Genomic DNA, 13,427 nt, shown 5'->3' with positions numbered 1-13,427 from the left:
AGATATTGATTAATAATTTGGATTTTGAACTATTTTATTGTTTGCTGTAATTTCTGCATAAGGAATTGGTAGGATGAAACGATCTTTTGATGTTAGTAATGGTTGTATTTTTGCAATTTCTGTGAGAGGAAGTCTACGTAAGGCATACCAGTCCGTTCCATTTTCCAAAAGAAAATTTTTAACCTCTTCTTTAATAATTTCGAAATGCAAATCGTCGGCATCTTGTATTGCATCAATACTATCAAAATTGGTAAACCCTACAGATTTTAGCACTATTTTCAGATTTGCTTTTGCAGTTGTCAAATCGCGATTTAAGCTAGCCAAAGCTTCTGCATTATATAAATATGCCTCAGACAATCTAAATGCGTAGCTGTACTCGCACAACGTTGTAATTACAGGATTTACAACGTTTCCACTATAATATTTGCTTAATTCTAAAATTGAATCAAGAGAACTTCCCATATTTGTACCTCCTTGATCATTTTTATAATACCATGTATTTCGGGGATCATCAGCATATAAAATAGTATCCTTATAATTTGCAGAATAAGTTCCTTGATATTGCAATCTATAAAACTTCCAATTTTGATTTGGTAATGGTTGCACACCTAGTAAGACTTCATTGTTTGCCAAACCATTACTTTGAAATATGTCCTTTGAACTAGAGGCTATCGTAAAAGGTTCATTTGCGATAATATCATTTGTTATAGTTACTACATTTTCTAAATCTTGTGGGTAACCTCTATTGATCAAAACTCGAGCTTTCAACAATTTTGCTGCAGCTCTATTTGCATATATTTTAGAGGTGTTATTTTCTGGAAGATATGCTATAGCATAATCCAAATCAGCTAAGATATTACTATAACAATCAGCTACATTACTTCTTGCAAGGGTCAATGTGGTTGTATTTACAAAATCGGTTCTCAAAATAATTCCATATTGACTTGTCGTGTCATAATATTGACCAAAGGACAACAATAAAGTCGTGTTAGCATACGCCCGTAAAAACTTAGCCTCCCCTTCCATTTCATTTTTAATAGAAGTATTCATAGAAGTTACTCCACTAATATTTTTCAAAAAACCATTTGCTGCGTTTACAATATTATATCCATAGTCCCATATGGAAATTATTGATGATGTAGTGGAATTAAATGTATAGGTATCAAAACCATCGCTGGATCCAGTATATATAGCGGTTCCAACCAGTTCCGATGGGATTAACTCCATAACGTCAAACCAGCGTTCTATAGGAACATTATTAAAGTCTACACCACCATTAGCAAATCGATAATAAATCCCATTTAATACTGTCCATGCACTCGAAGAATCAGTAATAACATTGCCATCTACTGCAGAGGTTGTCGGTAGTACATTTAACTCCTTATTACATGAGGCGACAAAGGTGATCGCCAAAAACAGATATATATAAACTATATTTTTTGTATAAAAATTCATAAGAATTTACATTTTAATTTAAAAGGAAGCTTTGATACCGACAGAATAAGTCTTAACAGATGGATAATTACTAATATCGAAGTATCCTCCAGCCGCACTGTATGGATCATTAGATGTCTCTGGATCATTTCCTGGGTATTTTGTAATAGTGAACAAATTCATTGCAGACAAGTAGGCTGAAAGTCCTTTTATCCCCATTTTCTTACTCCAAGAAGTATTAGAAAAATTATAGTTCACGGACAATGTCCTTAACTTGAGATAAGAGGAACTGAAAACATCTAAATTTGTTTTCGAGTATATACCGTCATTGCCATATAATAAACGAGGTTGATTGGAATTTGTGTTATTGGCATTATACCGTCCTAAAATAGCCACATTCGCATTAGATTGCCCCACAAATTCTACACTAGCAACATGATCAGCCCACAATAATTGACCTCCATAAGAATAGGTAAAATACGCTTGTAGAGATATATTTTTATAACTCAAACTTTGAGAAAATCCTCCATAGTATTTAGGAGCACCATGTGCAATTATTTCAGACCTATTTATATCAGTAAATCCACCTGTTTCCGTCAAGCTAAACATAGGATCACCTATACCTAAAAAAGGATATAATACATCTCCAATCCATCCTAATTTTTCTTTATACGCATTTAATTCATCTTGCGTCTTTATAATACCGGTCACTCTACTACCTGTAATCAACCCAATAGGCTGTCCTTTAATCAAGGTGGTATTACCAGTTTCAACACCAGTAAGATTACCCAATTGACCTAATGAGGCATCCGCATCTAATTTGGTTACTAAAGATTTATTCCAAGAAATATTCCAAGAGCCCGACCATGTAAAATTTTTACTTTTTAGAATATCTCCATTTACAGAAAGTTCCCAACCTCTATTTTTTATTCCTACTGCATTACTCAATAATGAGCTAAACGAAGTACTAGGTGCGACTGGCAAACTTAATAAGGCTCCATTATTTCTTTTATCATAATAATCTACCATTAATTGCAGTCTACCTTTAAACATAGATACATCTGCCCCTCCATCAAACTGTTTGGAAGACTCCCATTTAATTCCATCATTTCCCAATTGGGTGGGCACTAACGCGCTTTGTCCTCCATAATTGTATGGAGAATATAGTGTCCTATACATCTGATCTCCGATATTCTGATTTCCAGTTAAGCCATAGCTTGCTCTTAACTTAATATCTTCTATCCAAGTTACATTTTTTAAGAAGTTTTCATTAGATATACGCCATGCAAATGCTCCTGATGGAAAATAACCCCATTTATTATTTGTTCCGAACTTTGATGATCCATCCGTACGACCAGTAAATGTGAATATATATTTATCCATCAGAGAATAATTAGACCTTAGATAAAAGGACAATAGATAACTCTGTGGTTTCAGAGGGTCATCTCCTTTTACATATAATGGTGTTACTGCAGAAGATAATGAGGTTAAATTATAGTTATCTGGGTATCCGCTTGCGGTAGCACTAAAAAAAGAATTTTTTGTAGTCTGATACGATTGACCTACTAGTATATTCAAATCAGATTTATTTTTAAAACTTTTTACATATGACATCGTATTTTCTATAAACCAATTCGTACGAGTACTGTTACCATTACTACCTATTGCAGTTGTAGTACCTCCAGCCCCAACATAACCACCAGTAGAGAGAAAACTTGGAGTAAATGTTCTTTGATTATAGCTTTGACGATCTAATGAAACTACACTTTTGAATAATAGGTCATTTGTAAATCTGTAAGACAATCCTAAAGACCCTAATAAAGTCAATGTTTTGTTCGAATTAATAGATTTTAACATGGCTACAGGATTTAGAAATCCATCATAAGTTGCTCCCATAGTTGAAAAATTTACAAAATTTCCTGCAGCATCATACGGAGACCAATCTGGTCTAGCGGCAATTGCTTGAGAGAAAGCTCCATTTGTAATATTTTGTTGAGAATACCCTAAAAGTAAATTAGTATTTACGCTAAATTTTGAGCTAATATTATTTTCCAGATTTATCTTTCCTGCAATCCTATCAAAGCTACTACCTTTGATTGCGCCAGGAGTACTATTATAAGAAATAGAACTATAATAGCGAGAGTTTTCCCCTCCTCCTTGAACACTTAATTCTGCATTGTGAGAAAGCGTATTATGAGTTATTTCATGCAACCAATTAGTATTATTATTCCCAAAATAATTATCTGGGTTATTTAATATTTCATCAATATTTGTTGTAATAGAATATCCGGCTGCTTTTCTAGCATCATAACTATTCTGAGCTGCTTCAGTTACCAATTCTTTATATTGATCTGCATTTAAAAGGTGTGGTAACTTTGGTGTAGTTAAAGTAGTATAGTAATTAAAACTAATAGAAGGCTTCGAATTCTTCCTCCCTCTTTTGGTAGTAATGATTACTACACCATTAGCCGCTTTAGAACCATAGATTGCTGTAGCAGAAGCATCTTTTAGAACCGTCATAGATTCGATGTCATCTGGGTTTAAACCATTTAAGGAATTTACTCCGTTCACAATACCGGTAGACATTCCAGTAGCAGAGCCACCAACAGATGCGGCATAGTTTCCAGAAGGAGTAGATACGTCATATCCTGGATTAATAAAATTACTTTGGGGCTGTATAGGAATCCCATCAATTACATATAGTGGATCATTTCCTCCTAATAGAGAACTAGAACCACGTATTCTAATTCTTACGGCTCCTCCTGGAGTTCCATCTGACTTTGTTACTTCCACTCCTGCCGCCTTGCCAGCTAGGGCGTTATCTACGGTTAATAAAGGAAGATCTTTAAAAGAATTTGGATCTACTACCGCAACAGATCCTGTTAGATCTTTTTTGCGTGCGGTACCATAACCTATTACTACAGTTTCTTCTAATGTTTTATTTGTGGGTGTGAGTTGAAATGAAGGCTCATAAGTCATTGAAAATATCGAAAATTTATAAATTTTATAACCCACATAATATACATTGAGCATATCTCCCTTTTTAGCTTGGATAGTAAAACTTCCATGAGCATCCGTTACAACATCATTATTCTTTCTGTCTGAATTCATCATATTCATAACAGAGGCGCCTTCAACTGGTTTTCCATCTTCGTCCACGACCATTCCACTAAAAATGCCAACCTGATGATTTTCCTGATTTTTTTGATTGTTTATTTCAGTAAGTACGATCATCTTACCTTCTATAGAATAAGTTAGATTGTTTTTTGCCAAAATATCTTTTAATGCCTCGTTTAAAGGTTTGTCTTTTACATCCACTGTAATACTGGGAAAGTTTTCCAATAAACTATAATTTCCAAATACGGTATATCCAGTTTGCTCGCGTACAGCGTTAAAAAATTTTTGAACGGGAATGTTGGTTCCTGCAAAAGTGATTTTCTGCGCGTAAGATTTCAATGCAAGCGTACTAAAGATGAATAGTAATAAATAAAATGTAGTCTTTTTCATTTAGAGGTTTCTTTTAGTTTTAATTTTTATAGAACAGTAACTTTCGTGCCTTGGATTAAAAATTTTACACCTGATTTTTCCAAAACAGAAAGTATAGAGGAAAGGGGAGCATCTTTTCTTAAATCTCCGTAGAATTTTTCTTTATAATTGGTATTTTCATAATCCACTTGAATATTGTACCATCGAGCCAATTGACGCATTACAGTATGAATATCATCATTGGAAAAACTGAAAAATCCATCTTTCCATGCGGTTTTGTTTTCTGCATCATCCGTAGGTTCAATAAGTGCTGAATGTTCTTTGCGTATTATTTGTTCATTTGGTGAAAGAATATATGGATTAGAATTGTGTATGTATGCTGTACTATATTTAATTTTTCCTTCTAATAATGTAGCTACATAATTTGGTTCATCATTATAGGCATTTATATTAAAATGCGTACCAAGTACTGAGATTGTATCCTTATCACTTATTACAAAGAATGGCTTTTCGTCATTATGTGCGACTTCAAAATACGCCTCGCCCGAAAGAAAAATTTCTCGTTTATTTTTATCAAAAGGCATTTTGAAATGAATTGAAGACGCTGCATTGATCCAAATTTTCGTTCCGTCTGTTAACACAACCTTATATTGCTGAGCATTGCCGGTAGAAATGGTATTTTCGAAGGACGTATTTCTATTTGCAAATGCACTATCTATAATTAATTCATTATTATTCTGCTTACCAAGGTTATTACTGCCATTTTTTATCATGTCAGTATTTCCTTCCAGCGTGTACGATTTATCATTGTTTATGATCCATGTAGCTCCAGCTTTTCCTGGATCTACATCATTTTGATATCGAACCGCTTGAGATTCTAAGTTCCAATCTTTTTTGTTTTCATTATGATTGCGCCAAAGAAAAATACATCCAACGATCAAGCCTGTAATGGCTGCAGCCGCAGTAAAGTATTGGTACACAGGTCGTCGATGTACTTTGATAGCATTTCTTTCATCTATATCTGGAAAAATAGATGAGTCCAGTAATTGCTTGAATTTTTCTTTGTCCTGTTTATCCCAAAGAAAATTGCTCGCGTTATATTCCTTTTGATACCAATCTTCGATGATCTTTTTTTCTTCATCGGAGCACAGCCCGAGTCGGTATTTTTTCAAAAGTAGCTCTACTTCCTGTTTAGTCATTGTCTTAGTTTAAGGAGTTACACATATATATTCCAAAAACAGACCTTTGGTAGTAGATTATTTTAAAATTATTTTTTTAAAGATAGAATGGCGATTATAAATAATACAATTTTATCGGATTGATTGTTATCTACATCCTTTTTGATGATCTTAATAGCATTACTGATTTGTTTTTTGACTGTAGTATCTGCAATATTTAAGCGCTCTGAGATCTCTTTATAGGAAAGATTTTCAAATCTACTTAACTTGAATATTTCCTGCATTTTAGCTGGTAGTGCTTCTATTGCATTATTAATTTGTTCTTCCAGTTCTTTTAATTCTAATGCGGTGAAATTGGTGAACTGAAAATCATTGAGATGATTATTCAAAGATTGATAAAAAGATTGTTTGTTTAAATTTTTCTCAATATATCTCAACGACAGATTACGCGCACTTTTTAAAAGATAGGCCAATAACTCGCCCTTAATTTCTATAATTTCTCGGCGTTTCCATATGGAAATAAAGATTTCTTGCACGATATCTTGCGCTTCCGTTTCATTTTTAATTACTTTAATGACATAGTCAGCCATACGCTCCCAGTATCTTTCATAGATTTCCTTGAATGCTTCTGCATTACCAGATTTAATAAAAGATAACAATTGGGTATCATTATAGGATGCATATAAAGACATGAATTGTATTTAATACCAAAAGAGCCCGATCCATAACATAGATCGGACTCTCTTATTAATGTAAATATCCTAAATTATTTGCCTAATACAAATTCTTTTGGATGTTTTTTCTCTAATAGATTAGTAACAAAATAATCCCAACGGCGACGCATCATATAATAAGCGTCTGGTCCGTAACCATGCGGACGATTAGGATAAATCAACATATCGAAATCTTTATTCGCTTTTTCCAAAGCTTCTACAACTAAATAAGTGTTGAATGGAGGAACGTTGTCATCCATATTACCTGTAACCAACAATAATTTTCCTTTTAAATTTTTCGCAAGCGTCTGATTGGCTTGAGATTCGTAATCAGAATTTTGTAATAAACCATTGTATCTTTCGCCCCAATCATCTTCATAATTACGATTTTCATGGTTGCCAGATTCGGAAATGCCCACTTTGAAAAAATCCGGATATCTAAATAATGCTCCTGCGGTAGCGAAACCGCCACCTGAATGTCCCCAAATGCCAACTTTCGTTGTATCTATTGGAAATTTTTCAGCCAATTGGCGAATAGCGGCAATCTGATCAGGCAAAGTATTGATTGCCATATTGCCATAGCTCATGTCATGGAAACTTTTGGAGCGATTTGGATTACTTGTTCCTTCAACCGCAATCACAATACATCCCAATTCCGCTAAGGATTGATTATCTCCACGAGACGGTGAAAATGCCCAACTACCTACACTGCCACCTTGTGGGCCTGGATAAATATAATCTACGATAGGATATTTTTTATTAGGATCCATCGTTGTTGGAGTGAAGACTAAACCATAAATATCCGTCACGCCATCGCCTGCTTTTAACTTCACCGGAGTTGGTGCTTTCCAGCCAGTTTTAACTAAGTCTGTAATATCTGCTTTCCCTAATTCGGTAACTTTATCTCCATTACTAGATTTTCTTACAACATATGTAGCCGGAATATTAGGTTGGGAATATGCGTCAAAGAAATAGGCTTTATCTTTTGAAAATTGAACCTTATGTGTACCAACTTCTGGAGTGAGTACTTTCAAATCTTTTCCACTAAAATTGATTTTACATAGTTGTTGGAAATAGGGATTTTCTGCTTCTTTTCCCGCAGCCATAAAGTAGATTTCTTTTTTCTTTTCATCTACTTGCAACATTTGTGTAACTAGCCAATCTCCTTTGGTAATTTGATTTTTTAGTTTGCCAGTAGTCGCATCGTATAAGTATAAATGTCCCCAATTATCGCGTTCAGAATACCAAATAATTTCTTTGGATTCGGGTAAATAACGCCAATTGATGGTTCCTTGCCCTGACTCAAATTGAGTAGCTACTTTTTCTTGAAAAATCTCTTTTACATCACCCGTATTGGCGTTTGCAATTTGAAAAGTTTCAATTTTATGATCACGAGAAGTAGAGACAAATGCTAATTGTGAACCATCAGTACTCCAGTCCACATCATCAAACGTACCGCTACTAGAGATATCATCACTCAAAGTTCCCCTATGAAAATCTGGATCTTTTTTTAGTCTAATAACTTTGGGTTGATCTACATTAATAATGACGCGTTGGATCATTGCAACTATAGAATCTCCTGGTAATGGATATTTCCATGCTTCTAATTTAGGATGACCAACATTGGTAGAAACCAAATACATTTCCCCTACATTGCGCTCATCTTGTTGGAATGTCGCAATTTTTTTAGAATCTGGCGACCAACGTAAAACGGCTGCGCCACTATGTTTCCAACCTGCATTGTCCGTGGCATATCCAAAATCTTTTACACCATCTGTAGTTAATTGGATTTCTTTACCTGTAGCGATAACTTTTACATACAAATTATAGTTGCGAATAAATGCTTCTTTTTTCCCGTCAGGAGAAACTACACCACGCGTACTCAATCGACGACCATTGAACATGCCTGGAGGATCATTTTTAATTACATTTGTTGTGGTAATTTTTCCAGTACTTGGATCTAAGGTATAGTGAACATCTTTGCCATTTTCAAATAGAGAATATAGTAGATTGTTGGCGTCCGTCCAATGTGGATTGATGTTGAGATTTTTGACTAATGAAGACGTATTGTAACCCAAAAAGCTTTCCGCTCTTTGATAATCACTATAACGGACAGAATCTTGCGCATGCAAGGCTTGTGCTCCTGCAAAAGCGAATGCCGCCGCAATTGCCCTTTTGGAAGAAAATAACATAGAAAGGTTCATTTATTTATGGCAATAAAAATAAACAAACCTTTCTATAATTCTTTCTTTTATAAGTAGAATCAATTATTTTCTATTTAAATCAGTAATCAATAGCTCATTTCCAACTTTAAGTTGATCGACTAATTGCATAACGGTACCCTTTACGGGATTGGCAAGGAGCACATCAAGCTCTTTTTGTGTGATACCAACCATTTGTAAAAATTGAACTTGTCCATGAGGTGTATCAATCGTCCCCAATTCGGAATCTTCCACAAATGCCAATCCAACTAAAGCCGTATCATATTCCAAATAGATTGGGCTATTGGTAGGAATAAAATCATAATTTTCAAACCATTTACTCTCACTAAATATATATTTCGCAAGATTTTGCATCAGACTGACTACCCATTTCAAATTTTGATCTTTATTTCCCTTAAGTCTGAATGTCAATTCAAATCCAAATTTGCTAAATTCTTTTCCAACAGCTTCTTCATCGTAGTACAATTGAGAAAAGCCATAGGAGATAAAATGCAAATGGGGTGCTTGTTGTGTGCTTTCATAAACACTTACGCCGTCAAGAGGGTCTTCACCTCCAAGCATAGCTGTAATTATAGGGCGAAAATGTATAGGCTCTTGTTCGCCATAAATCTTCGCAATTTCATTATCAATGGCCATCCAACCGACAGCATCATCTTCCGTGTAAGTCTTTCTATAGGTTTCTAAATCCATATTTATTATATTTTATACAAAAGCACTAAATCCTGTAATCGCTCTGCCTACAATGAGCGAATTGATTTCCTTGGTTCCTTCATAAGAATAAATAGCCTCTGCGTCAGCGACGAATCGAGCTACATCATATTCTAGTAGAATCCCATTGCCGCCCATAACTTCTCTCGCTTGTGAGACAATATCTCGAGTACGTAAAGTACAAAAAACTTTTGCAATAGATGCATGTTCGTCTTTTAGCAGGCCAGTATCTTGCAATTCAGATAGTCTGAAAACCATCGTTTGCATAGCGGTAAGATTGGAAAGCATTTCGACCAAATGACCTTGTATTAATTGATAAGAGGCGATTGGTTTGCCAAATTGCTTTCTTTTTCTGGTATAGTCTAATGCACTTTCATAAGCGCCTCTGCCACAACCAACAGCCATCCAAGCCACACCAGCTCTAGTCATTTGTAATACTTTAGCTGTATCTTTAAATGAATTCGCATTTGCCAATTTATTTTCATCTTTGACCAAACAATCGGTAAGTGTGATTAAGCCATTTTGAACAATGCGAAGTGCCATTTTACCTTTTATTTTCTCTACACTAAAACCTGGCGTATCTTTTTCAACTATAAAACCTTTTACTTGATTGTCGTCTAGGTCTCTTGCCCAAATAATGAGGACATCAGCAAATGTTGCATTACCTATCCATTTTTTCTGTCCATTCAAAATCCAACCATTCTCTGTTTTTTTACAAGTAGTTGTCAGACCACCAGCCGCGCCGGAGCCGACGTCTGGTTCAGTCAATCCAAATGCACCAATTTTTTCAAATTTCTGCATTTGTGGAAGCCATTTTGCTTTTTGTTCTCCAGATCCACAGATATAAATAGAACCCATTGCTAGTCCACTTTGTACACCAAAAAATGTTGCAAGAGATGCGTCTACTCGAGCTATTTCCATAGCTACGACACCTTCCATTAGGAAAGGCAAATTGGGACAGCCATAACCTTCATAAGTAATGCCGCATAGATTTAGTTCTCTAAATTTCGGTATAAGTTCAAATGGAAATTCATCATGTAGCCAATAATTATTGACGATAGGTTTTACTTCATTTTCCATGAAATTACGTACACGTTGTTGTATTTCTTTTTGTTCGGGTGTTAGACGTAGATGCAATTCATAGAAATCACTATTGATTGTTGGTAATTCCTTTTTCTTATGCGAACCATTCAGCATTTTGCTTAATCCATTTAGTTGAGCTTCATCCATATTGGCAAATTGCTCCATCATTTTAGGTAGATCAACTTTTTGAGAAATAGCGTCCAATTTTGCAAAATCAATACTTCTCGAAAGTTGAATGATATTACTAATCTTCTTTAAAAAATTTGGCATAATCGTATTTTATATCGTTAAAGGTGTTCCTATAATACAATTTACAGGAGAAATAGTTGGCATAAATAAAGTCCGATTGGCGGATTCTCCATAAAATAATATCTATTCATCTATAGATAAATGAAGTTCGTCAATACATGGAATCCATTGGGACTGGATGGCACGTAACTTGGTCTAAAGAAAGAAAAGCATTTATAAAAATTAAAATGTTTCAATTATGAAAAAGATCGTTTTAGGAATGGGATTACTATTAGGTAGTTTCTTCGTTAATAAATCAGAAGCTCAAGTAAGTGTACAATTAAATATCGGTGGATTATTTTCTGCAGCCATCAGCAGTCAACCTAATGTAGTTGTTGATGATCCTGGATACTATGATCAAAGTGGTTACTACTATTATCCTGATATCAATTGCTACTATGACCCAACTGCATCCCTTTACTACTATATGTATAATGGCGGTTGGATGCAAAGCAATGGAATACCTGCACCATATAGAAACTATGACTTTAATCGTGGACGCAGAATGATGATGAATCAGGGTCAAATGGCACAAAGAGGGGTCAGTTTTGCTCGAGGTGGAAATATGGGACGCCAACAAATGGGCGGTCAGCAAATGTATGGTCAAGGAATGGGTGGACAACAAATGGGAAATCAACAGATGGGTGGTCAAAGAATGGGCAATAACAATATGCAAATGCGTGACTATGGTAATAGAATGGCGATGAACAATAGAGGACAAGGTGGTGATAATCGTGGAAATATGAATGATAATTTTAATAGAGGTGGTAATGACAGAAGTCAGATGGGACGTGGAGATAGAATGGAAAGAAGATAAATCATAAATCAAACTATAATTTAAATATAAAACAACAAACTATGAAAAAGAAAAATATACTATTAGGCGTATTATTCTCAGTTATTACAGCAAGTAGCTTCGCTCAGCGTGGAGATCATGGAGATCAAAGACGTGAACCTCCAAGACAAGAACAAAAGGGACAACAGGAGCATTTCTATTATATACCAGAATACAATGCATACTATGATGCCATTAAAAAATTGTTTTTCTATGAAAAAGGCAATAAATGGAAATCAACTAAACAGCCTAAAAGATTTGCAAAGAATTTCGATATAAATAAAGTAGATAAAAGAGCAGTTCAAAATGTTCAAAATGAAAATAAACCTTATCTGAATAACCAACAAGATAAAAATAATTTCAGAGGTAGATAAATATAAAAGGGATACAAATTTGTATCCCTTTTGTTATAGTTTTAAACGCTTATAGTTTATAACAATTCACTCAAAACGGCTTGCGCCGCCCATACACGATTGCCCGCTTCCGTAGTAATCAAACTATGATCACTGTCCAAAACTTCATCTGTTAATTCAACTCCACGACGTACAGGTAGGCAATGCATCACTTTGGCATTATTGGTATTTTTCAATTTATCCAAAGTCAACAACCAAGACGATGCATCTGGAGCGTCATAGTTTTTGCCATATTCCCCTTTCCAATCGTAAGAACTCCAATTTTTCACATATACGAAATCAGCACCTTCCAATGCTTCTTCTTGATTATGTGTAACAGTCGCACCTTTTGTGAATTCTTCCGCTAGATCCATTCCTTCTGGATTGGCAACTACAAAATCTGCCTTGCCCCAAGCGTTGACCCATTCACAAAAACTATTCGAAACGGCTTGTGGACATGGTTTGATATGTGGAGCCCAGGTATGTACGATTTTTAATTTTTTACCTGGCGTGATTGGTTGTTGTGCCAAAGACTCTTTCATGGTAATGATATCTGTCAAGCTTTGCAATGGATGGCGTGTAGCGCTTTCCAAACTAACAACAGGAACTCCGCAATATTTGATAAATTCACTTATATACGATTCGCTATAGTCTTCTGCTCGGTTTTGCAAAGATGGAAAAGTACGAATTCCCAATATATCAAAATAACTTCCCAATACAGGTGCCGCTTCTTTGATATGTTCGGCTTTATTTCCATTCATCACGACGCCATCGCCAAATTCCAATTGCCAACCTTCTTTGTCAATATTGAATACAATAACATCCATACCCAAATTGCGACCAGCAACTTGCGTACTCATTCTCGTACGCATACTTGGATTTAAAAACAATAAACCCACCCTTACATGATTGCCTTTCAACTCATCCAAAAATGGATTGGCTTTGTATTTCAATCCTTTATTTGCCAATGCGTCAATATCAACAACATCGCCAGCTTTAGTAAAAATTTTGAATTGTTTATTTCCTATTTGAGAATATTTAATCAATTCTCCTTGGACTGCTTTCGCAGGAAAAAGATTTATAGACAT

The 13,427-nt window shown here is 35.0% G+C and carries 10 protein-coding genes; 2 read left to right on the top strand and 8 right to left on the bottom strand.

Annotated elements, in window-relative coordinates:
* Positions 1-9 precede the first annotated feature (9 nt).
* From E0W69_RS16760 to E0W69_RS16730, 7 genes are all read right to left on the bottom strand, one after another.
* A complete protein-coding gene (locus E0W69_RS16760) occupies positions 10-1,455 on the bottom strand; it encodes a RagB/SusD family nutrient uptake outer membrane protein (protein ID WP_131331186.1) in 1,446 nt (481 codons plus the stop codon).
* A gap of 18 nt (positions 1,456-1,473) precedes the next feature.
* A complete protein-coding gene (locus tag E0W69_RS16755; protein WP_131331185.1) occupies positions 1,474-4,941 on the bottom strand; it encodes a SusC/RagA family TonB-linked outer membrane protein in 3,468 nt (1,155 codons plus the stop codon).
* 26 nt (positions 4,942-4,967) lie between these two features.
* Positions 4,968-6,119, bottom strand: a complete 1,152-nt coding sequence (locus tag E0W69_RS16750) for a FecR family protein (RefSeq protein WP_131331184.1) — start codon at positions 6,117-6,119, stop codon at positions 4,968-4,970.
* A 68-nt stretch (positions 6,120-6,187) separates the two neighbouring features.
* Positions 6,188-6,790, bottom strand: a complete 603-nt coding sequence (locus tag E0W69_RS16745; protein ID WP_131331183.1) for an RNA polymerase sigma factor — start codon at positions 6,788-6,790, stop codon at positions 6,188-6,190.
* Between the two features lie 74 nt (positions 6,791-6,864).
* Positions 6,865-9,003, bottom strand: a complete 2,139-nt coding sequence (locus E0W69_RS16740) for a S9 family peptidase (protein WP_225321301.1) — start codon at positions 9,001-9,003, stop codon at positions 6,865-6,867.
* 75 nt (positions 9,004-9,078) lie between these two features.
* Positions 9,079-9,723, bottom strand: coding sequence for a suppressor of fused domain protein (locus tag E0W69_RS16735; protein WP_131331181.1), 645 nt, complete (start codon positions 9,721-9,723; stop codon positions 9,079-9,081).
* A 12-nt stretch (positions 9,724-9,735) separates the two neighbouring features.
* The gene (locus E0W69_RS16730; protein WP_131331180.1) at positions 9,736-11,094 is read right to left on the bottom strand and encodes an acyl-CoA dehydrogenase family protein; all 1,359 of its coding nucleotides are present in this window, start codon (positions 11,092-11,094) and stop codon (positions 9,736-9,738) included.
* A 217-nt stretch (positions 11,095-11,311) separates the two neighbouring features.
* Here E0W69_RS16730 and E0W69_RS16725 point away from each other — a divergent pair, with 217 nt between their 5' ends.
* Together E0W69_RS16725 and E0W69_RS16720 are read left to right on the top strand one after the other, a co-directional pair.
* Positions 11,312-11,929: a hypothetical protein gene (locus E0W69_RS16725; RefSeq protein ID WP_131331179.1), complete on the top strand. Its 618-nt coding sequence runs from the start codon at positions 11,312-11,314 to the stop codon at positions 11,927-11,929.
* A 41-nt stretch (positions 11,930-11,970) separates the two neighbouring features.
* Entirely contained in the window at positions 11,971-12,321 is a 351-nt protein-coding gene (locus tag E0W69_RS16720; protein WP_131331178.1) for a hypothetical protein, read from the top strand.
* Between the two features lie 56 nt (positions 12,322-12,377).
* Here E0W69_RS16720 and E0W69_RS16715 read toward each other — a convergent pair whose 3' ends face one another.
* Entirely contained in the window at positions 12,378-13,427 is a 1,050-nt protein-coding gene (locus E0W69_RS16715; RefSeq protein WP_131331177.1) for a Rossmann-fold NAD(P)-binding domain-containing protein, read from the bottom strand.

This window comes from Rhizosphaericola mali, from assembly GCF_004337365.2.
GTDB classification, from domain to species: domain Bacteria; phylum Bacteroidota; class Bacteroidia; order Chitinophagales; family Chitinophagaceae; genus Rhizosphaericola; species Rhizosphaericola mali.
The sequence above is the reverse complement of the archived record's forward strand: the minus strand, read 5'-3'. Positions and strand labels throughout refer to the sequence as shown.

Coding starts and splice junctions, on each gene's coding strand:
- E0W69_RS16750 (WP_131331184.1), bottom strand. CDS start 6,119: ATGACTAAACAGGAAGTAGAGCTACTTTTGAAAAAATACCGACTCGGG.
- E0W69_RS16755 (WP_131331185.1), bottom strand. CDS start 4,941: ATGAAAAAGACTACATTTTATTTATTACTATTCATCTTTAGTACGCTT.
- E0W69_RS16745 (WP_131331183.1), bottom strand. CDS start 6,790: ATGTCTTTATATGCATCCTATAATGATACCCAATTGTTATCTTTTATT.
- E0W69_RS16720 (WP_131331178.1), top strand. CDS start 11,971: ATGAAAAAGAAAAATATACTATTAGGCGTATTATTCTCAGTTATTACA.
- E0W69_RS16740 (WP_225321301.1), bottom strand. CDS start 9,003: ATGTTATTTTCTTCCAAAAGGGCAATTGCGGCGGCATTCGCTTTTGCA.
- E0W69_RS16715 (WP_131331177.1), bottom strand. CDS start 13,427: ATGTCTATAAATCTTTTTCCTGCGAAAGCAGTCCAAGGAGAATTGATT.
- E0W69_RS16725 (WP_131331179.1), top strand. CDS start 11,312: ATGAAAAAGATCGTTTTAGGAATGGGATTACTATTAGGTAGTTTCTTC.
- E0W69_RS16730 (WP_131331180.1), bottom strand. CDS start 11,094: ATGCCAAATTTTTTAAAGAAGATTAGTAATATCATTCAACTTTCGAGA.
- E0W69_RS16760 (WP_131331186.1), bottom strand. CDS start 1,455: ATGAATTTTTATACAAAAAATATAGTTTATATATATCTGTTTTTGGCG.
- E0W69_RS16735 (WP_131331181.1), bottom strand. CDS start 9,723: ATGGATTTAGAAACCTATAGAAAGACTTACACGGAAGATGATGCTGTC.